Origin of the sequence: Brevundimonas guildfordensis, from assembly GCF_014836405.1 — a bacterium.
In the GTDB taxonomy this organism is placed as follows: domain Bacteria; phylum Pseudomonadota; class Alphaproteobacteria; order Caulobacterales; family Caulobacteraceae; genus Brevundimonas; species Brevundimonas guildfordensis.
In genome coordinates this window covers 1,710,132-1,728,155 of sequence record NZ_JACSQU010000001.1, presented here as the reverse complement: position 1 = coordinate 1,728,155, position 18,024 = coordinate 1,710,132, and the positions used below count along the sequence as shown (strand labels likewise).

The window sequence follows — 18,024 nt, the reverse complement described above, 5'->3', positions numbered from 1 at the left end:
CTCAGTCGAGGTTCAGCGTGCTGGTCACAGACACGTCGTAGACAACGCGGGTGACGCTCTGGACGAACTCGAAGAACTTGCGCATCTCGGCCGCACCAGCGCGCGGCGCGTAGATGACGTCATCGGGTTGCATCTGGAAGTTGCTGGCGACGAAAAAGCCCTGACCCTCGTTGAGGTTCAAGCGGTAGACCACAGGAACCCCGCGCGACGTCGCGGGCTGTTGGATGCCCAGGGCCTCCGCCACTTCAGGCCGCTCGAAACGAAACAGCAGCACCGACTGGGCATTGGCCAGGTTGGAGTCGAGCCCGCCGACGCCGCTAAGCGCTTCAGCCAGGGTCAAGGGACCAGAAGGCAGTTCGCTGCGAGCCACGGCGTTGAAGGCGCCGAAAGAGCTGAAGCGGCGAGGCTTGTAGATCAGATTGATCTGGTCCCCGCGCTGCAAACGCACGTTTTCGTTGAACTCAGTCGTCACGATCGACATCGGCGCGGCGTAGGTTTGGCCTTCGCGCTGAACGCGCACTTCGATATCGTAAAGCGACCGTGACGGGCCCCCCGCAGCGGCGATCACGTCCAATATCCGGTTGTTATTGACGGACAAGGGCTGGCGACCAGGGTTGCGGACCTCACCCAGGATCGTGACCGAGTTGGATGCGTTTGAGGCTATGGTGACGATGACCTGGGGATTGGCGACCTTGCCGATCAGGGCCCTTCGTACGGCGGCGGAAGCCTCTGACGGCGTCATCCCCTGAACGTTGACCTCGCCCGCAAACGGAATCGGCACGCCGCCCGAGCGGTTCACAACCAACGGAGGAAGCATCTGGGCGCCCGACGTGGCGGTTGTCGTTCCCATGCCGCTGAACAGGCCGCCGCCGGGTTCGAACACGCTTACCGCCAAGGTGTCCCCGACGCCGATGATGTCGATTGGCTTGTCCGAAGAGGCCAGAGCCAGGGTGGAGAATGACGGCGACGGCACCGCCTTAAGGCGTTCGCTCAGCTCGAAATTGAGCTCAACCAGGGCGTAATCTCCAGCCCTCTCGGGCGAGGAGGCGGCGCGCACGACGCTACGCCCGGACGGCCCGTCGCGCGGCAGGGTGGAGCACCCGGCCAGAAGGGCGACGATGAGCAGGCTGGCGGCGGTTCTGGTCATGGGGCCTCTGTTCGATTTCATCAGATGCTTACCCTTCAGGCGGGCGCGCCGCCAGAGGAAGACAGCACCCGGTCCTGAACGACGTTGAAATGGCGCTCCCAATCCGGCGCCGAATAGGGCGGGGCGACCGGTGGGTTGCGGGTCCAATCCTCCAGCGCGCTCAGCCAGCCCAAGCCGTCCAGCGGGTCGATCAAGCGGGCGTGGGGCACGAGCTCGCGGTGGGCGGCGATGTCCGAGGCGATCAGCGGCACGCCCATGGCGCTGGCCTCGACGGCCGGCAGATCAAAGCCTTCGACCGACGAGGGCGCCACCATGGCCCGGGCGCCGCGCATCAGCGCCGACAGGGCGCAGTCGGGCAGGTTTTCCGCCTGATGCACCAGGCCGCGCAGATTGGGCGAGCGTTGCAGATGGTCCAGCACCGCCTCGTTCTCCCAGCCGTAACGCCCGACCAGGACCAGGCGCGGGGTCTCGGCGCCCATCGTCTCCTGCAGCCGGCGCCAGACGGTCAGCAGGAAGGCCAGGTTCTTGCGAGCCTCGATCGTGCCAACGTGCAGGAAATAGGGATGGGCGGGCCTGATGGCGGTGCGGCTGTCGAAGGTGCGTTCCAGCCCCAGGTGGGCGACGTCGATCGGCGGGGCGGTCAGGTTTGAATGGGCGGCGAACCGCCTCAACTCGCCGGCCGTATAGTGGGAGTTGACGATGACCCTCGAGGCGTGGCGCAGGACATTCTCCATGCGCCGCTTATGCTTGGCCCCGTCGCCGGGGCGGCAGAACTCGGGGTGGGTCACCGGGATCAGGTCATGGACCATGATGATCCGTTCGATGCCGCCATGCGCCAAAGAGGTCAGGATGTCCGGCGTATTCAGGCTGGTATGGCCGACGTTGATATAGGCGCGCGCCGGGGGCGGGGCGGCGATCCTGCGCGAGCGGAAATACTGCTTCCACACCCGCTTTGGCTTCTTGCCCGCCTGCGGGCTTTCCTCGGGGGCGTGGCCGATGACGGAGGTGTTGCTGGCGGGTGAGTTCAGGGCGTCGAACAGGCTGCGGGCTTCGCTGTTCAGTTCCGACACCGCCCCGGGACCGGTCCAGCGCGTCCGAAGCTCGGTCAGGCGCTGGCGGAACCAGTCGTTGTCGACGCGCGCCAGCTGATCCTTGCGCGCCCGCACGGGCGTCATGCGGTAGACCGGATGTTCGATCAGCCATTCGGCATAGGCCAGACACACCCGATCCACGCCGGTCGGCGCGCTGCGTTCAGTCCGGCTGAGCAATCGACTGGCGTCGAAGAGGACGTCCTGAACCATCAGGAAACGTACCCCGCCTGCATCAGTTCGGCGATGTGGATGATGGCGACCGGGCGCCGCTCATCGACGACGAACAGGTTGCTGATCTTGTTGGCGCTCAACAGATCGACCACGTCGCTCATCCGGGCTTCGGGCTCAACCGTGATCGGGCTGCGGCTCATGATGTCGGCGGCGAGCAGGGCGGCGATGTCGTTGGCGAAGGCGCGGCGCACGTCGCCGTCGGTGATCATGCCGGCCAGGGAGCCGTCGGGCGCCAGCACCGCGACCGCGCCCTTGCGCCCTTCGGTGATGGCCGACACTACGGTTCGGAAGTCGGCATCCAGCGGCACGCTGGCGGGAGAGGCGGCGTTGTCGCCCATCCACTCGCGTACGGTCTGAAGGCTCATGCCCAGCGAGCCGCCGGGGTGATGGAGACCGAAATCTTCCCGCGTGAAGCCGCGCCGGTCCATCAGCACCATGGCCAGGGCGTCGCCCATGGCCAGGGACATCAGGGTCGAAGTCGTCGGCGCCAGGCCGTTGGGGCAAGCCTCGGCCACCTTGGGCATGGTCAGGCAGACGTCTGAGTGGCGGCCCAGGAAGCTCTGCGGCCTCTGGGTGAGGCCGATCACCGGAATGTCGTTGCGGGCGCAGAAGATCAGCGGATCGCGCAGTTCGCGGCTCTCGCCCGAGTTGGACAGGGCCAGAAGCGTGGTGTCGGGGCGCAGCATGCCCAGGTCGCCGTGGCTCATCTCGGCCGGATGGACGAAGAAGGAGTTGGTGCCGGTCGAGGCCAGGGTGGCGGCGATCTTGCCGCCGATGTGTCCCGACTTGCCCATGCCGGTCACCACGACATAGCCCGGCCGCGACAGGATGACGTCGGCCGCCCGCGCGATCGAGGAATCCAGCGACCGTTCCAGCGCCTCTAGCGCCTCGATATTCAGCCGCACGACCTCGCGAGCGCGGTCGGACATGGCGGCGAGCTGTTCAGGAGTAGAAGGGGCGGAAATGGCGGTCATCACGGTTCCAGGCGCCGGGGCCGCTTCTGCGGCTCTTCGTACAGCAGCGGGAATTGCCCCAATAAGCTGCTTCGCACAATGGCGCGTTCGGAAAGCGCCGCTCAAAACTTTCCGATCCGCCCGTTTGAGAATCTTTTACAACCTTCGCGGTGTTCGGGCGTTGTGACGATCTCACTAATGGGAAAGTCGAAACCTCAGCCTGATGTCCGATGCTCAGGGGGCCGTGCCCCCGCGCCTGCCTCACCCGCCCGTTTTCTTGCCGGGCCTCGCCCTGTTTCTTGACCTCGACGGCGTGCTTGCGCCGCTTGCGCCGACGCCGGACGCTGTGGGTCCTGACGCGCGCCGCACGGCGGTTTTGGCGCGGCTGACGCAGGTCTTGCAGGGGCGCGCGGCCGTCGTCAGCGGACGCACCTTGGCCGAGATCGACCGGATCAGCGACGGCGCCGCGCGCGCCGCTTCGGGCGTACATGGTCTGGAGCGTCGGCGGGACGATGGAGCCTTGCTGCGGACCACGCCCTCGCCCGCCATCTCGCAGGCCTTGCAGGCTTTTCACGCCTTCGCCGCTGATCGACCCGGCGTTCTAGTCGAGGACAAGGGCTTGTCCGCTGGCCTTCATTTCCGTCAGGCCCCGGCCGAGGGTGTGGCCGCGACGCGCCTGGCGACCGATCTGGCGGCGACGACGGGCCTGACGCTGCAGCCCGGCTCCATGGTGCTGGAGCTGAAGACCCCTGGGGCGGACAAGGGCACGGCGGTGCGCGCCTTCATGAAGGAGCCGCCTTTCCTCGGCGCCATTCCCGTCATGGTCGGCGACGATCTGACCGACGAGGCCGGGTTCGAGGCGGTGCAAGGCCTGGGCGGGTTCGGCGTCTTGGTCGGCCCGTCTCGCCCTACCGCCGCCCGCTATCAACTGCCGGACGTCGCCGCCGTCCTGGACTGGTTGGAAGCCCTCGCCGCCGACGCTCACAAGGAGGCTCCTGATGAAGCCTGACCTCGACCTCGCCCCCATCGGCAACTGCTCTGTCAGCGCCCTGATCGACCGGCGCGGCCGCTTCGTTTGGGCCTGCGCCCCGCGCATCGACGATGATCCGGTCTTCTCGGCCCTGATGGACGGCGAGAGCCCCGAGCACGGCTTCTGGGCCATCGACCTGGAAGGCCTCGCCTCGGTTGAACAGGCCTATGTGCGCAACACCGCCGTTCTGCGCACCGTGATGACGGCCGAGGACGGCGCCGCCGTCGAGATCATCGACTTCTGCCCTCGCCACCTGAAACACTCGCGCATCTATCGGCCGACCGCCTTTGCGCGGGTGGTGCGGCCCCTGTCGGGCTCGCCGCGCGTGACCGTGCGACTGCGCCCCTCGGCGGACTGGGGCGCGCGAGCGGCCGAGCGGACCTCGGGCTCCAATCACATCCGCTATCTGTGCAGCGACGTGATCCTGCGCCTGACCACCAACTGCCCGGTCAGCCATGTTCTGAACGAGCGAACCTTCCGCCTCGAGGAGGAGATGGCCTTCTTCCTCGGCCCGGACGAAGGCTACGATCAGGCCGTGTTGTCGGGCGTCAACGCCGCGCTGGACCTGACCATCACGCACTGGAAACGCTGGACCCGCACCCTCTATCTGCCGCTGGACTGGCAGGAGGCGGTGATCCGCGCCGCCATCACCCTGAAGCTCTGCGTCTATGAAGAGACCGGCGCCATCGTCGCCGCCATGACGACGTCGGTGCCCGAGTTCCCAGAGAGCGGGCGCAACTGGGACTATCGCTACTGCTGGATCCGCGACGCCTACTACACGGTGCGGGCGCTGAACCGGCTGGGCGCGGTCGATATCCTCGAGAACTACCTCGGCTACCTGCGAAACCTGGTCGACGCCTCGGCGGGCGGCCATGTGCAGCCGGTCTACGGCGTGGGGCTGGAGCCCGCCATCGTCGAGCGCATCGTCGACAGCGTCGAAGGCTATCGCGGCATGAAGCCGGTGCGTGTGGGCAATCAGGCGCACGAGCATCTCCAGCACGACGTCTACGGCCAGATCGTCCTGCCGCTGGTTCAGGCCTTCTTCGACCAGCGCCTGCTGCGCCCCGGCACGGTCGAGGACTTCACCGCCCTGGAGAAGGTCGGCGACCGCGCCTTCGCCATGCACGATCAGGTCGACGCCGGCCTGTGGGAGTTCCGCACCATCGCCCGGGTTCACACCTATTCCTCGGTCATGTGCTGGGCCGCCTGCGACCGTCTGGCCCGCGCGGCGCGTCACCTCGGCCTCGAGGACCGCAGCGAGGTCTGGCGCGAGCGGGCGCGCATCATCCGCGAGCGCATCGAGGCCGAGGCTTATCTGCCCGAAGAGGGCCGCTTCGCCGCCAGCTTCGGCGGGACCGAGCTGGACGCCGCCCTACTGCAGATGACCGACCTGGGGTTCCTCGACGCCCGCGACCCGCGGCAGGTGAAGACCTTTGAGGCGATCGAGCGCGACCTCAAGCGCGGCCCCTATCTATTCCGCTACATCCACCCGGACGACTTCGGCGAGCCGGAGACCGCCTTCAACTTCTGCACCTTCTGGTACATCGAGGCCCTGGCCCTGAACGGCCGGGTCGAGGAGGCGCGCGTCATCTTCGAGGAGATGCTGAGCCGTCGCACCCATGCCGGCCTGCTCAGCGAGGACATCTCTATTCAGGACGGCGAACTGTGGGGCAACTACCCCCAGACCTATTCCCTCGTCGGAATCATTAACTGCGCGGTCCTGCTCAGTCGCTCGTGGCAGGACGCGCGATGAGCCGCCTGATCGTCGTTTCCAACCGCGTCTCGGCGCCCAAGGATCCGGCGGCGGGTTCGGCCGGAGGGCTGGCCATGGCCCTGTCGGCGGCGCTGCGCAAATATGACGGTCTGTGGTTCGGCTGGTCCGGCGAGACCGTCGAGCACTTCACCGGCGAGCTGAACATCGAAGATCGCGCTGGCGTCACGGTCGCCACCGTCGATCTGGAGCCCCAGGACGTCGACGAATACTACAACGGCTACGCCAACAAGACCTTGTGGCCGCTGTTTCATCACCGCGTCGACCTGACCGCCTATGAGCGTTCCTATGGCGAGGGCTATGAGCGCACCAACCGCCGTTTCGCCGAAGTGCTCCGGCCGCTGCTCCAGCCCGACGACGTGATCTGGGTCCACGACTACCATATGATTCCGATGGCGCGGGACCTGCGCCGTCTGGGGGTGAAGAACCGCATCGGCTTCTTCCTGCACACGCCCTGGCCGGCGCGTCAGCTCCTGGTGACGCTGCCGCATCACCGTCGGCTGGTGGAATCCATGTTCCACTTCGACCTGCTGGGCTTCCAGACCCGGGAGTGGATGGAGCTGTTCCAGCGCTATGTGGAGGTCGAGGCCAAGGGCGTGGTCGGGGAGGGCGGGCGTGTCGACGCCTTCGGCCGCAGCGTCCAGGTCGGCGTCTTCCCGATCGGCATCGACGTGGAGAGCTTCTTGGCGGCGCGCGATTCCCTGTTGGGCCAGAAGACCTACGACCGCATAGCGGCCAGCGCCGCCTTCCGCTCGATGATCGTCGGCGTGGATCGGCTCGACTATTCCAAGGGGCTGGAACAGCGCCTCTTGGGCTATGAGCAGTTCCTTGAGGACAATCCGTCGATGCGCGGCGGCGTCTTCCTGCTGCAGGTCACGCCGATCTCGCGCGATGACGTGGATACCTATCAAGATATACGGGGGCGGCTGGACGCCCTCGCCGGGCGCATCAACGGGGCCTATGCCGACATGGACTGGCAGCCGATCCGCTACCTGAACCGGACGTTCCGACGCGATCAGCTGGCGGGCATCTACCGCGCCGCCAGGGTCGGTTTGGTCACGCCTTTGCGCGATGGAATGAACCTGGTGGCCAAGGAGTACGTCGCCGCCCAGAATCCGGACGACCCCGGCGTGCTGATCCTGTCCCGGTTCGCGGGCGCCGCCGAGCAGATGGGCGAGGCCCTGCTGGTCAACCCCTTCAGCCGCGAGGAACTGTCCGACGCTATCCGCACGGCTCTGACCATGCCTCTGCAAGAGCGCAGGCGGAAGTGGAAGGCCTTGATGCAGGTCGTGCGCGACACCGACGTGTCCCACTGGCGTGACCAATTCGTAGAGACCATGATTTCAAGCAGTCATTGACGTCAGGCGGATCAATCTGATCCGAGCCTAAAAAGGAGGAAGTCGCCAAAGCTCAAGCTGCATTTGGTTGTGTGTGTGACAACTGATGGGAGGTCGGCTTGATTGACATAAAAAGTTGACATTTGTCGCATTTCGCTACCCATAGGGATTCGAGCGCTTCTCCAAACTCTCAACAGCAAACCGGCAATCCGATGAGAACAGTGATCACTTACGGGACCTTTGATCTCTTCCACGTTGGCCACCTGCGAATTCTAGAGCGCGCCCGTGCTCTCGGAGACCGTTTGGTGGTCGCGATTTCTACCGATGAGTTCAACCTGCTCAAGGGCAAGCGCTCGGTGATTCCCTTTGCATCCCGAGCCGAGATCGTCGCGGGCTTGAGTTGTGTAGATTTGGTTATCGCGGAAGAGAACTGGGACCAGAAAGTCTCCGACATTCTGAATTTTCAGGCCTCTGTCTTCGTCATGGGCGGGGACTGGGAAGGCAAATTTGATGAGCTTAGAGAACACTGCGAGGTGGTCTATCTGTCACGGACAGATGGCGTGTCGTCCAGCATGATCAAAAAAGTTGTTGGGGCTGGTGATTTTCTTCGGGCTGCTTGAGTAGTTATGCCGGATATTGCTAATATCTATCTATTTTCTTCTGAAAGTAAAGATAGGTACTGTTTGAGCCCGCTTGAGAGCGCGCTTGCAAAATTTGGTCGAGTTGGTTCGGTCTCTATTGACCGGATGTGCAGTGGAATGGAGCAATTTGCGACTGATTGCTTTCCTCTGGCTGTATTTTCTTCGTTGTCAGCGTTTTATGCTGCGAAATTTATAAGAGGTGATCGCAGATTCGTGGCTTTGGGTATGGAGCATGGGGCTGCGCCATTCAAGGGGTACACATATGATCCTCATTTTCTGAACTACGATTGCTACGTATCTCCAACTGAGATGTGGGCTGAACGTCTCCGCCTGCTTTATCCGGGAGACGCAGATAAGTTTTTGACATCAGCGTACCCTCGGCTTGATGATCTAAAGGCGCGCATTGACCAGGTGAGCGGAGATCCTCATGGTGCCTGGTCCGGTGCGCCAGCTCTGGCGAGAGACCTCGTCATTTTTTCATGGGGCGCCAATCTGGACGCGCTGACGGCTCTGCCTGATCGGGCGGGGATCGTTTATCTTGTACACCCCTCGATGCGAGCTGCCGCGGAACGGTCTAGGCTAGAGCGAGCTCGGGTTGTTGTTTCAGCGCCGGATTCTGCAGCTAAGCTTATTGCTGAAGCTCATAGCATTTATGGCGATTTTTCCTCCATGACGCTTGAAGCTGCTGTATTAAAACAGCGTACCTTCATGTTTTTGGATAGAGATCTTTATACTTCAGATTGTGATCTGAAGGCGTCTTTCTTTGATCGTTCTTCGTCGGATTTCGGCGTCATTGAGCATGCTGGATTTCGTCTTCCTGCAGATGATGTACTTGATGTTGACGGACTTTTCGCGGCGCTCAATGGTGGGCAGGTTCATGTACAGCCGGTAGTGGCGTGGGCTCCGCTAAAACTGTTGCCAAAGCTTTCCGGACAGGAAAGTGCGCGGGCGGCGAGTGTTGTTGGAAGTTTGCTTGGTGCGATAAAAGAGTCTGGTCCGTCCTTTGCTGCGCCGCATGACAATATGATTGCCTTGAAAGCCGTCGAAAGGGCGTACCGAGATGTTCTGGGGCGGGGGCCGGATTATCCCGCAGCTCTAACGCATGCGCGTGCATTTGCGGCAAGCGCCGCACCCCTGCCGGTAAAGACTTTGAATTTATATAGCTCGTTCGGGAATAGCGCTGAAGCTCAAAGGCGGTGGAATGCGTCGCGTTATCGGATGCCTCGTATCAGTATCGAACTGGATGACGCCTGAGGCATTTGTCCTCCCCCTACGCTCTTTGAACGACTGACCACCTCTATTTGGGTTATGGGTCGACGGTCTCATCCACCGTTCATCCAGGAACATTGAGTGAAGCCTGCGTTCGAGGGCGCGTGGCGTTTACCTGATTTTATGTTGAAACGGCGCCACAGTCGCCACATTCGACGCTAGAAGAGGGAACTGCCGCACTGCAACGTCGTTCGGCTTCCGAGCGCCTTCGCGGAATGACGTGTCGGCTTTCGGATTAACTAAGGAGTGTGAGGACACCATGAAGCTGAAACTTCTGGCCAGTGTCGCTGCGGCGGGGCTTTTCGCAGCCGGCGCAGCATCGGCTGAGCCCGATGGCTGGTACGGCGCGATCGACGCCGGCTACCACATCATCGACGACATCAACACGGAAGCTTCGGCGACCGGTCACAACTGGAACTGGGAAGTGAACGACGGCTGGGCGGCTTTTGCGCGCCTGGGCTACCGTTTCAACCCGAACTGGCGTGTTGAGCTCGAAGGCGGCTACCGCTCGGGCGACATCGGCACCGTTCGCGCCGTCTCGGGCCCGCAAGGCCTGTGCAACCTGACGCCGGCCACCGGTGCGTGCCACTCGCCGGACGGCGACATCACGTCGACCACCCTGATGGCCAACGTCATCTATGACTTCGGTTCGCCGGACTGGACCCTGCGTCCGTTCGTCGGCCTGGGCGTGGGCGCCAACCGCGTCAACACCGACACCATCGGCCGCCTGCGTCAGACCCCGGGCGTGGCCTTCGCCGCGGACGACAGCTCGACCAAGTTCGCCGCTCAGGCGATCGCCGGTCTGGCCTGGGCCGTCACGGATCGCGCCAACATCGACCTGACGTACCGTTACCTGACGGGCGACATGGAGTTCGACACCAGCACCGCTGGCACGGGCGCCATTCCGTTCGGCACCCTGGCGGGCGACTATGACCAGTCGCACACCGTGACGCTGGGCCTGCGCTATGCGTTCGGCGCCGAGCCGGCAGCCCCGCCGCCGCCGCCGCCGCCGCCGCCGCCCCCGCCGCCTCCCCCGCCGCCCCCGCCGCCGCCGCCGCCGCCTCCGGCCAAGCCGGCTGCGCGTCAGTTCGTGGTCTACTTCGACTTCGACCGTTCGGACCTGACGGCGGAAGCCCGCTCGGTGGTGACGCAAGCCGCCAACTACGCCAAGTCGGGCGCCCCGACGCGCGTGCTGGTGGTCGGCCACACCGACACCTCGGGCAACGCGGCCTACAACATGGGCCTGTCCAACCGCCGTGCGCGCACCGTGGCTGACGCCCTGGTCGCTCAAGGCGTCAACGGCGGCGTGATCTCGCTGGACGGCAAGGGCGAGACCGCCCCGGCCAAGGCCACCGGCGACGGCGTGCGTGAGCCGCTGAACCGCCGCGCCACCGTCGACATCAACTTCTAAGGCTCAAGGGGGCTGGATCATCCCAGCCCCCGCGACCAAAGAAGCGTCGATAAGAACCTTCCGCCGAGCTCAGGTTTCTGAGTTCGGCGGTTGCGTTTGAACTTCAGGCGGAGCACAGCCCCATTTGGCTTGTTCGGCTCGGTCGGAAGTTTAATAAGGCTCTGTCGGTAGAGAGATATCAGCGTTTGCTCGCGCCCTTCGATCCAGATCAGCCGGTCGCCGGCCTCCAGGCTACCGCCGACCTGACTGGGCGGCGGTTCCTTGTCGTGTCCGCGCCCTTCGGGCGATTCGGGCGTAGGCTCGCCGACGCGATTCAGAGTCGGGGCGGCGAAGTGCGTCGCATGCTGTTCAACGCGGGCGACGTCGCCAACTGGGGGCGCGCCGACGGCCTTGTGTACCGCAACCCCGCCGCGCACTGGCCGCAAGACGTGGCGCGGTTGGCTGAGCAATTCACCGACATCATCCTTTTTGGAGAGGGCGGCCCTTATAATCAGGGGGTTCTGACCCAGGCCCAGCAGCTTCCCGCCCGCGTGTGGGTGCTGGAGAACGGCTATTTTCGTCCTGACTGGATCACGTTGGAGCGCAATGGCGTCAACGCCTCGAGCAGCCTGCCGCGTTCGGGCGCGGGCTACCCGCCGCCTTCGCCCGAGCTGCCGATCTCAAGACCGGTCGGCAAAATCCTGCCGCACCATGTGCTCAACATCAGTCTCTACCACGCGGTCCAGCCCTTCGGCCGTCTCGCCTTCCCGCACTACCGACACTATTATACCGCTTCGCCTTGGCGACAGTGCGTGGGCCATGTGCGGCGCTACCTCGCTCTTGCCGTGTCGGGGGCGAAGAGCCGGGATGTGGAGCGGATACAGGCCAAGGGCGCCTTCTTCATCGCCTGCCTGCAGCGCGACGGCGACGCCCAGCTGCTGCGCTACTCTGAAATCCACGACAATCTGTCCTTCCTGGATAGGGTGATGGCCAGCTTCGCCGGCTCGGCGCCGGAAGGCGTGCGCCTGCTTGTCAAAAACCACCCCTTGGATCCGGGCGTGATCAATCTGGGCCGCGAGACGCGACGTCTGGCGGCCAAACATGGCCTGACCGGGCGGGTCGACTTCATTGACGGCGGAAATCTGGCGCAGCTGTGTCGCGCCTCCCGAGGCATGGTGGTCAACAACTCCAGCGCCGCCCTTTCGGCCCTGGGGTTCGGCACGCCCGTCAAAGTGCTGGGCCAGGCCTTTTTTGATTTTGAGGGGCTGACGGATCAGAAGCCGCTCGATGATTTCTGGGGCGCCCCTGCGCCTGCGGATCGTAGCCTGTTCACCGCCTTCCGCGCCTATGTGATCAGCCGCACGCAGATCAACGGCAACTACCATGAGCCCCGCGCGCTGGACGCGACCGCCGAGCGCGTCGCCGAAGCGCTGGCGTCACGCCTAGCCTAGGTCGTCGAACAGCCGTCTGAACGGTGTGGCTCTCAGGTCACCCTCGCGCGCTGTCATCGTTCTGTCATCTAGTTGTCGTCCGAGCGTCGGATGGGGGGCCTAAAGCCGCCTCATCAATGACCGCGCTGATTGCCGTTCTGGCAAATGCGTCGAAAAGGATCACAACACTCATGTTGAACCGCAACCTCGCCTATGGGGTTTCCGCCGCAGCTATCCTGTTGGCGACCTCCAGCGCCGCCTTCGCCCAGGAAACCACGGGCGGCATCCGCGGCGTGATCACGGATGCGGCCGGCGCGCCGGTGGCCAATACGGCCGTCGTCGTCACCCACATCCCGTCGGGCACCAGCACCACGACTGTCACCAACAACGACGGCCTGTACACCGCCCGCAACCTGCGCGTCGGCGGCCCGTACTCGGTGACGGTTATGGTCGACGGCCAGACCGAGACGGCTCAACTGGGCAGCGTCGGCATCGGCGCTCCGACCGTTTTCGACGTGACCGTGTCGGCCATGGCCGCCGACGCCGGCGCGACCGAAGTGGCTGAAGTGGTCGTGCGCGGCGTGCGCGCCGTCCGCACCTCGCCCACGGCTCGCCTGAACCTGGAAGACATCGAGACGCTGCCGTCCATCAGCCGCGACATCAAGGACATCGTGCGCACGACCCCGTTCGCCACGGTGGACCCGACGAACAACGACGCCCTGTCGATCGGCGGTCAGAACACCCGCTATAACGCCATGCTGATCGACGGCATCCGTCAGGGCGACGACTTCGGCCTGAACGGCAACGGCTACCCGACCCTGCGCTCGCCGATCTCGCGTTCGGTGCTGCAAGCGGTCAGCGTCGATGTCGCCCCCTACGGCGTGCAATACGGCAGCTTCACCGGCGGCGTGATCAACTCGGTCACCAAGTCGGGCGGCAATGAGTTCAGCGGCGAAGCCTTCTGGGAAGTCACCAACGACAGCCTGCGCGGCGACAGCTTCAGCTACAAGGACTTCGTCACCGGCGAGCGTCAGAACCGCTCGCTGACCGGCGAGTTCGAAGAGACGACCTGGGGCGCGACCCTCAGCGGCCCGATCATCAAGGACCGTCTGTTCTTCCTGGTGAACTACGAAAAGTACGAATCGACCCAGCCGGTCCTGTCGGGCCCCGAAGGCTCGGGCGCCGTCAACCAGGTGCCGGGCATCACCCAGGCTCAGGTCGACCAGGTCCGCGACATCGCCAAGCGCGTCTACGGCTATGACCCGCTCGACTGGTCGGCTGACGCCCTGACCGTTCAGGACGAGAAGTATTTCGCCAAGCTGGACTGGAACATCAACGACCAGCACCGCGCCGTCTTCTCGTACCAGCAGACCGAAGGCAGCGACCTTCGCCTGAACAACACGGTCACCAGCGGCAACTACGTCAGCGTCGGCCTCCTGTCCTCGGCCTATCAGATCGACCAGAACCTGAAGGCCTACAAGGCCCAACTGTTCTCTGACTGGACCGACACCTTCTCGACCGAGTTCGCGGTCAGCCGCAAGGAAACCGAGAACCTGTCGAACGGCCTGGGCGGCAACGACTTCGCCGCCATGCAGGTCTATCTGGACTCGCCGTTCGGCCAGAACACGGGCGTCCGTCGTTCGGTCCGCTTCGGTCCCGAGCGTTCGCGTCACGCCAACATGCTGACGGTCGACACCATGCAGTACCGCCTGGTCGGTAACTGGGACGCCGGCTTCGGTCACCGCCTGACCGGCGGCTATGAGCGTGAAGAGCAGGACATCTTCAACCTGTTCGTCCAGGTGGCGAACGGTGAATACGAGTTCGCTTCGGTCGCTGATTTCGAAGCGCGCCGGGCCTCCTCCGTGGGCTACACCAACGCCGCCAGCAACAACAAGAACGACGGCGCCGCCAGCTTCAGCTACGCCCTGAACACCCTGTTCCTGCAGGACGAATGGTCGGTCAGCCCCAACCTGACGCTGACGGCCGGCCTGCGCTACGACTGGTACACCTCGGACGACAAGCCCAAGTACAACCAGGCGTTTTATGACCGCTTCGGCTTCGGCAACGACACCAACCTGGATGGCATCAGCATCCTGCAGCCGCGCTTCGGCTTCAACTGGCGTCCGGACCCCAGCCTGACCGTCTACGGCGGCTTCGGTCGCTTCCAGGGCGGTTCGCCCAACGTCTGGATCTCGAACTCCTACTCGAACCCGGGCAACCTGACGGGCTCGTTCCAGTGCAAGACGGCGGCCGACTACCAGTCGCAGTTCGCCGGCGGCTTCGGCGTCTGCCCGGATGCTTCGTTCCTGACCAACGTCGATGGTCTGAATGTGAACGAGCAACTCAAGGACAAGGTCACCGAGAGCGCCGAACTGGGCACCGGCAACATCAACCTGATCAACCCGGCCTTTAAGACGCCGTCGATCTGGAAGACCTCGCTGGGCGTCAACAAGATCTTCGACCTGAGCCGCTTCAACATGGGCGCAGGCTGGAGCGTGACGGCCGAGTACGTCCACTCGGAGCTGGAAAACGCCATTGGCTGGGTCGACCTCAGCATGGCCCAGACCCAGAACGGCACGGCTCCGGACGGTCGCCCGGTGTTCGGTCCGAACCCGGTCCGTCGCGGTCAACAGGTCCTGATGCTGACCAACCTGAGCGGGGGCAAGACCGACCAGTTCGCCATCGGCCTGGACAAGGCCTGGTACGACGGCTGGCTGGACGGCGCGGGCTTCAACCTGTCCTACACCTATCTGGACAGCACGGACCGCTCGCCGGCCACCTCGTCGACGGCCAGCTCGAACTTCGGCAACATCGCCCTGTCGGATCCGAACAACCCGACTCTGGCGGACTCGAACTACGAGATCGAGCACGCGCTGAAGCTGAACCTGACCTACTCGCGCGCCTTCTTCGGCGACTACCGCACGCGCTTCAACCTGTACGCCCAGCGTCGTTCGGGCCTGCCCTACAGCTACACCTTCGGCACCAGCCCGGCGAACCTGTACGGCGAGCACATCACGACCCAGCGTCAGCTGCTGTACGTGCCGACCGCCGACTCGGCAGGGAACGTCACGGCGACCAGCGATCCGCGCGTCACCTACGGCCCCAACTTCAACGTTGGCGCTTTCAACGACTTCCTGCACTCGACGGGCCTGATCAAATACGCTGGCGAAATCTCGCCGCGTAACGCCTTCAAGTCGCCCTACGTGACGACGGTCGACCTGCACGTGTCGCAGGAACTGCCGGCCTTCTTCCCGGGCGGCGCCAAGCTGGAAGGCTATGTCGACGTCAAGAACCTCGGCAACCTGATCAACGACGAGTGGGGCACGATCCAACAGATCGGCTTCCCCTACACGTCGAACAACGTCGCCGCCTCGATCGTGGACGGCAAGTACAACTACACGGGCTTCAGCAACCGCAGCCCGAGCACCTTCGGCACCGAGTCGGTGTGGCAGGTGAAGGTCGGCGTCCGCTACCGCTTCTAAGCGACGCTGATAACAACAAGGGAAGGGCGGTCCGGCGACGGGCCGCCCTTTCTTGTTTTGACGACCTGCCGCGCGTTCGCGCTGCTTGAGGTCATCCAAGTGGACCTACCGCGCGTTCGCGCTGCTTGAGGTCATCCCTCTGGACCTACCGCGCGTTCGCGCTGCTTGAGGTCAGGTGGACGGGCCTGCTGCGTTGAGGCGGTTATGGGCCGCCGAGGCCCGTCGCCATTGAACCTGAGGCCTTCAGGGCCTATCTCGCCCCCTTCGTGCTTCATCCCTTTTATGTGGACGTTTTCGGCCCATGACTTCGCCCATGACCCTGCCTATCCCCGCTGAGTGGACGCCGCATCGCGCGATGTGGGTCGGCTGGCCCAGCCACGCCGAGCTGTGGGAGGACAACCTCGAACCGGCCCAGGCCGAGGTCGAGGCTCTTGTGCGCGCCCTGGCCGGCCCGGGCCGCGAGCAGGTCAAGCTGATGGTCGGCAATGACGAGGCCCTGGCCGACGCGAAGGCGCGCTTCGCCGATGTGGCGGGCGTGACCGTGGTGGCCGGGCGCTTCGGCGACATCTGGCTGCGCGACACCGGGCCGATCTTCGGCGCCGGATCGACCTCGGCCCAGGCCTTCGTCTTCAACGGCTGGGGCGGCAAATACGACCTGCCGCACGACGACGAGGTCGCTGACCAGATCGGCGAACAGACGGGTGTCGCCCTGACCCGCCACGACTTCATCCTGGAAGGCGGCGCCGTGGACCACGACGGCGAGGGCACGGTGCTGACCACGCGCCAGTGCGTGCTGAACCGCAACCGCAACACCGGCTGGACCGAGGAAACCGCCGAAGCCGCCTTCGCGCAGGCCTTGGGCGCGAGGAAGGTCCTGTGGCTAGGCGACGGCCTGCTGAACGATCACACCGACGGCCACGTCGACAACCTGGCCCGCTTCGTCGCGCCCGGCGTGGTCGCCTGCCCGATCGCCTTCGGTCCTAAGGATCCCAACGCCGACGTCTATGATGAGACGGCACAGGCCCTGGCCGCCATGCCCGACGCCTCCGGCCGCCCGATCCAGGTGCTGCGCATCCCCTCTCCGGGCCTGATCCTGGACGAGGACGAACGCCCGGTCCCGGCCAGCCACATGAACTTCCTGATCGCCGACGGCGCCGTGATCGTGCCGACCTACGGCAACGAGACCGCCGCTCGCCTGGCCTGCGAGGCTTTGGCGACCGTCTTCACCGATCGCGAGATCATCCCCCTGCCGTCGATCGCCACCCTGTCGGGCGGCGGTTCCTTCCACTGCATCAGCCAGCAGGAGCCCGCGTGATGACCCGTCAAATCACTGTCGCCGCCATCCAGACCTCGTACGGCGAGGACATGCAGGCGAACATCGACAAGACCATCGGCTTCATCCGTGAGGCGGCGGCCAAGGGCGCCCAGGTCATCCTGGCGCCGGAGCTGTTCCAGGGGCCGTATTTCTGCGTCTCGCAGGAAGAAAAGTGGTTCGGCGCCGCCTATCCGTGGCGCGAGCATCCTGCCGTGACGCAGCTCCAGCCGGTGGCCAAGGAACTGGGCGTGGTCCTGCCCGTCTCGATCTTCGAGCGCGAGGGGCCGCACTACTTCAACAGCCTGGTGATGATCGACGCCGACGGCGAGCTTATGGGCGTCTATCGCAAGAGCCACATTCCCGACGGCCCGGGCTATCAGGAGAAGTACTATTTCCGCCCCGGCGACACCGGCTTCAAGGTCTGGGACACGCGCTTCGGCCGCATCGGCGTCGGCGTCTGCTGGGACCAGTGGTACCCGGAGACGGCGCGCGCCATGATGCTGCAGGGCGCCGAGGTGCTGCTGTACCCGACCGCCATCGGCACCGAGCCGCACGATGACAGCCTGGACACCGCCGCCCCGTGGCAGCGCGCCATGCAGGGCCACGCCGTGTCCAACGTCGTGCCGGTCGTGGGCGCCAACCGCATCGGCCACGAGCAGGTGACCGAGGCGGGCCAGACCTACTACGGCCACTCCTTCATCGCCGACCATCGCGGCGATCTGGTCGAGAGCCTGGAGCGCGAAGAGGGCGTGCTGGTCCACACCTTCGACCTGGACTTCCTGGACCGCCACCGTGCGGCCTGGGGCTTCTTCCGCGACCGTCGAACCGACCTGTATGGCGCCTTGGCGACAGGTCGCCCGGCCTGATCCGGCAGTCTTTAAATCTGAGCTCACAAGAAAAGAGGCGGAAGACCGGGGTCTTCCGCCTCTCTCATTTT

The 18,024-nt window shown here is 64.6% G+C and carries 13 protein-coding genes; 10 read left to right on the top strand and 3 right to left on the bottom strand.

Features of this window, described 5'->3' with window-relative positions:
• Nucleotide 1: 1 nt before the first annotated feature.
• Genes H9656_RS08335 through H9656_RS08325 form a run of 3 tightly spaced genes read right to left on the bottom strand, consistent with a single transcriptional unit; the run spans nt 2 to nt 3,443 of the window.
• The gene (locus tag H9656_RS08335; RefSeq protein WP_191743678.1) at nt 2–1,147 is read right to left on the bottom strand and encodes a polysaccharide biosynthesis/export family protein; all 1,146 of its coding nucleotides are present in this window, start codon (nt 1,145–1,147) and stop codon (nt 2–4) included.
• A gap of 35 nt (nt 1,148–1,182) precedes the next feature.
• Entirely contained in the window at nt 1,183–2,448 is a 1,266-nt protein-coding gene (locus H9656_RS08330; protein ID WP_191743677.1) for a glycosyltransferase family 4 protein, read from the bottom strand.
• Complete coding sequence (locus H9656_RS08325; RefSeq protein WP_191743676.1) at nt 2,448–3,443, bottom strand: KpsF/GutQ family sugar-phosphate isomerase; 996 nt, start codon at nt 3,441–3,443, stop codon at nt 2,448–2,450. Before H9656_RS08325 ends, H9656_RS08330 begins: the two co-directional genes overlap by 1 nt.
• 202 nt (nt 3,444–3,645) lie before the next feature.
• On the opposite strand from H9656_RS08325, the gene otsB reads away from it, so the two are divergent.
• From otsB to aguB, 10 genes are all read left to right on the top strand, one after another.
• Complete coding sequence (gene otsB / locus H9656_RS08320) at nt 3,646–4,431, top strand: trehalose-phosphatase (RefSeq protein ID WP_191743675.1); 786 nt, start codon at nt 3,646–3,648, stop codon at nt 4,429–4,431.
• Nucleotides 4,421–6,205, top strand: coding sequence for a glycoside hydrolase family 15 protein (locus H9656_RS08315; RefSeq protein WP_191743674.1), 1,785 nt, complete (start codon nt 4,421–4,423; stop codon nt 6,203–6,205). Before otsB ends, H9656_RS08315 begins: the two co-directional genes overlap by 11 nt.
• Nucleotides 6,202–7,581, top strand: a complete 1,380-nt coding sequence (locus H9656_RS08310; protein ID WP_191743673.1) for an alpha,alpha-trehalose-phosphate synthase (UDP-forming) — start codon at nt 6,202–6,204, stop codon at nt 7,579–7,581. Before H9656_RS08315 ends, H9656_RS08310 begins: the two co-directional genes overlap by 4 nt.
• A 122-nt stretch (nt 7,582–7,703) precedes the next feature.
• Nucleotides 7,704–8,180 (top strand): adenylyltransferase/cytidyltransferase family protein, encoded by a 477-nt coding sequence (locus H9656_RS08305; RefSeq protein ID WP_318240611.1) that lies wholly within the window; start codon nt 7,704–7,706, stop codon nt 8,178–8,180.
• Between the two features lie 6 nt (nt 8,181–8,186).
• Nucleotides 8,187–9,455, top strand: coding sequence for a hypothetical protein (locus H9656_RS08300; RefSeq protein WP_191743672.1), 1,269 nt, complete (start codon nt 8,187–8,189; stop codon nt 9,453–9,455).
• A gap of 274 nt (nt 9,456–9,729) precedes the next feature.
• A complete protein-coding gene (locus tag H9656_RS08295) occupies nt 9,730–10,881 on the top strand; it encodes an OmpA family protein (RefSeq protein WP_191743671.1) in 1,152 nt (383 codons plus the stop codon).
• Between the two features lie 341 nt (nt 10,882–11,222).
• Entirely contained in the window at nt 11,223–12,311 is a 1,089-nt protein-coding gene (locus H9656_RS08290; protein ID WP_225212402.1) for a capsular biosynthesis protein, read from the top strand.
• Nucleotides 12,312–12,481: 170 nt separating this feature from the next.
• Nucleotides 12,482–15,772: a TonB-dependent receptor gene (locus tag H9656_RS08285; protein ID WP_191743669.1), complete on the top strand. Its 3,291-nt coding sequence runs from the start codon at nt 12,482–12,484 to the stop codon at nt 15,770–15,772.
• Between the two features lie 313 nt (nt 15,773–16,085).
• Complete coding sequence (locus H9656_RS08280; protein WP_191743668.1) at nt 16,086–17,087, top strand: agmatine deiminase family protein; 1,002 nt, start codon at nt 16,086–16,088, stop codon at nt 17,085–17,087.
• Nucleotides 17,087–17,953 carry an N-carbamoylputrescine amidase gene (aguB, locus tag H9656_RS08275; protein ID WP_191743667.1) on the top strand — a complete coding sequence of 289 codons (867 nt, stop codon included), beginning with the start codon at nt 17,087–17,089 and terminating at the stop codon, nt 17,951–17,953. Before H9656_RS08280 ends, aguB begins: the two co-directional genes overlap by 1 nt.
• Nucleotides 17,954–18,024: the final 71 nt, after the last annotated feature.

What these genes read in the sequence shown, in the direction of transcription:
- H9656_RS08325 (WP_191743676.1), bottom strand. Translation starts at nt 3,443, where the DNA reads ATGACCGCCATTTCCGCCCCTTCTACTCCTGAACAGCTCGCCGCCATG.
- H9656_RS08285 (WP_191743669.1), top strand. Translation starts at nt 12,482, where the DNA reads ATGTTGAACCGCAACCTCGCCTATGGGGTTTCCGCCGCAGCTATCCTG.
- H9656_RS08295 (WP_191743671.1), top strand. Translation starts at nt 9,730, where the DNA reads ATGAAGCTGAAACTTCTGGCCAGTGTCGCTGCGGCGGGGCTTTTCGCA.
- H9656_RS08290 (WP_225212402.1), top strand. Translation starts at nt 11,223, where the DNA reads ATGCTGTTCAACGCGGGCGACGTCGCCAACTGGGGGCGCGCCGACGGC.
- H9656_RS08300 (WP_191743672.1), top strand. Translation starts at nt 8,187, where the DNA reads ATGCCGGATATTGCTAATATCTATCTATTTTCTTCTGAAAGTAAAGAT.
- H9656_RS08335 (WP_191743678.1), bottom strand. Translation starts at nt 1,147, where the DNA reads ATGACCAGAACCGCCGCCAGCCTGCTCATCGTCGCCCTTCTGGCCGGG.
- H9656_RS08330 (WP_191743677.1), bottom strand. Translation starts at nt 2,448, where the DNA reads ATGGTTCAGGACGTCCTCTTCGACGCCAGTCGATTGCTCAGCCGGACT.
- aguB (WP_191743667.1), top strand. Translation starts at nt 17,087, where the DNA reads ATGACCCGTCAAATCACTGTCGCCGCCATCCAGACCTCGTACGGCGAG.
- H9656_RS08315 (WP_191743674.1), top strand. Translation starts at nt 4,421, where the DNA reads ATGAAGCCTGACCTCGACCTCGCCCCCATCGGCAACTGCTCTGTCAGC.
- H9656_RS08280 (WP_191743668.1), top strand. Translation starts at nt 16,086, where the DNA reads ATGACCCTGCCTATCCCCGCTGAGTGGACGCCGCATCGCGCGATGTGG.
- H9656_RS08310 (WP_191743673.1), top strand. Translation starts at nt 6,202, where the DNA reads ATGAGCCGCCTGATCGTCGTTTCCAACCGCGTCTCGGCGCCCAAGGAT.
- otsB (WP_191743675.1), top strand. Translation starts at nt 3,646, where the DNA reads ATGTCCGATGCTCAGGGGGCCGTGCCCCCGCGCCTGCCTCACCCGCCC.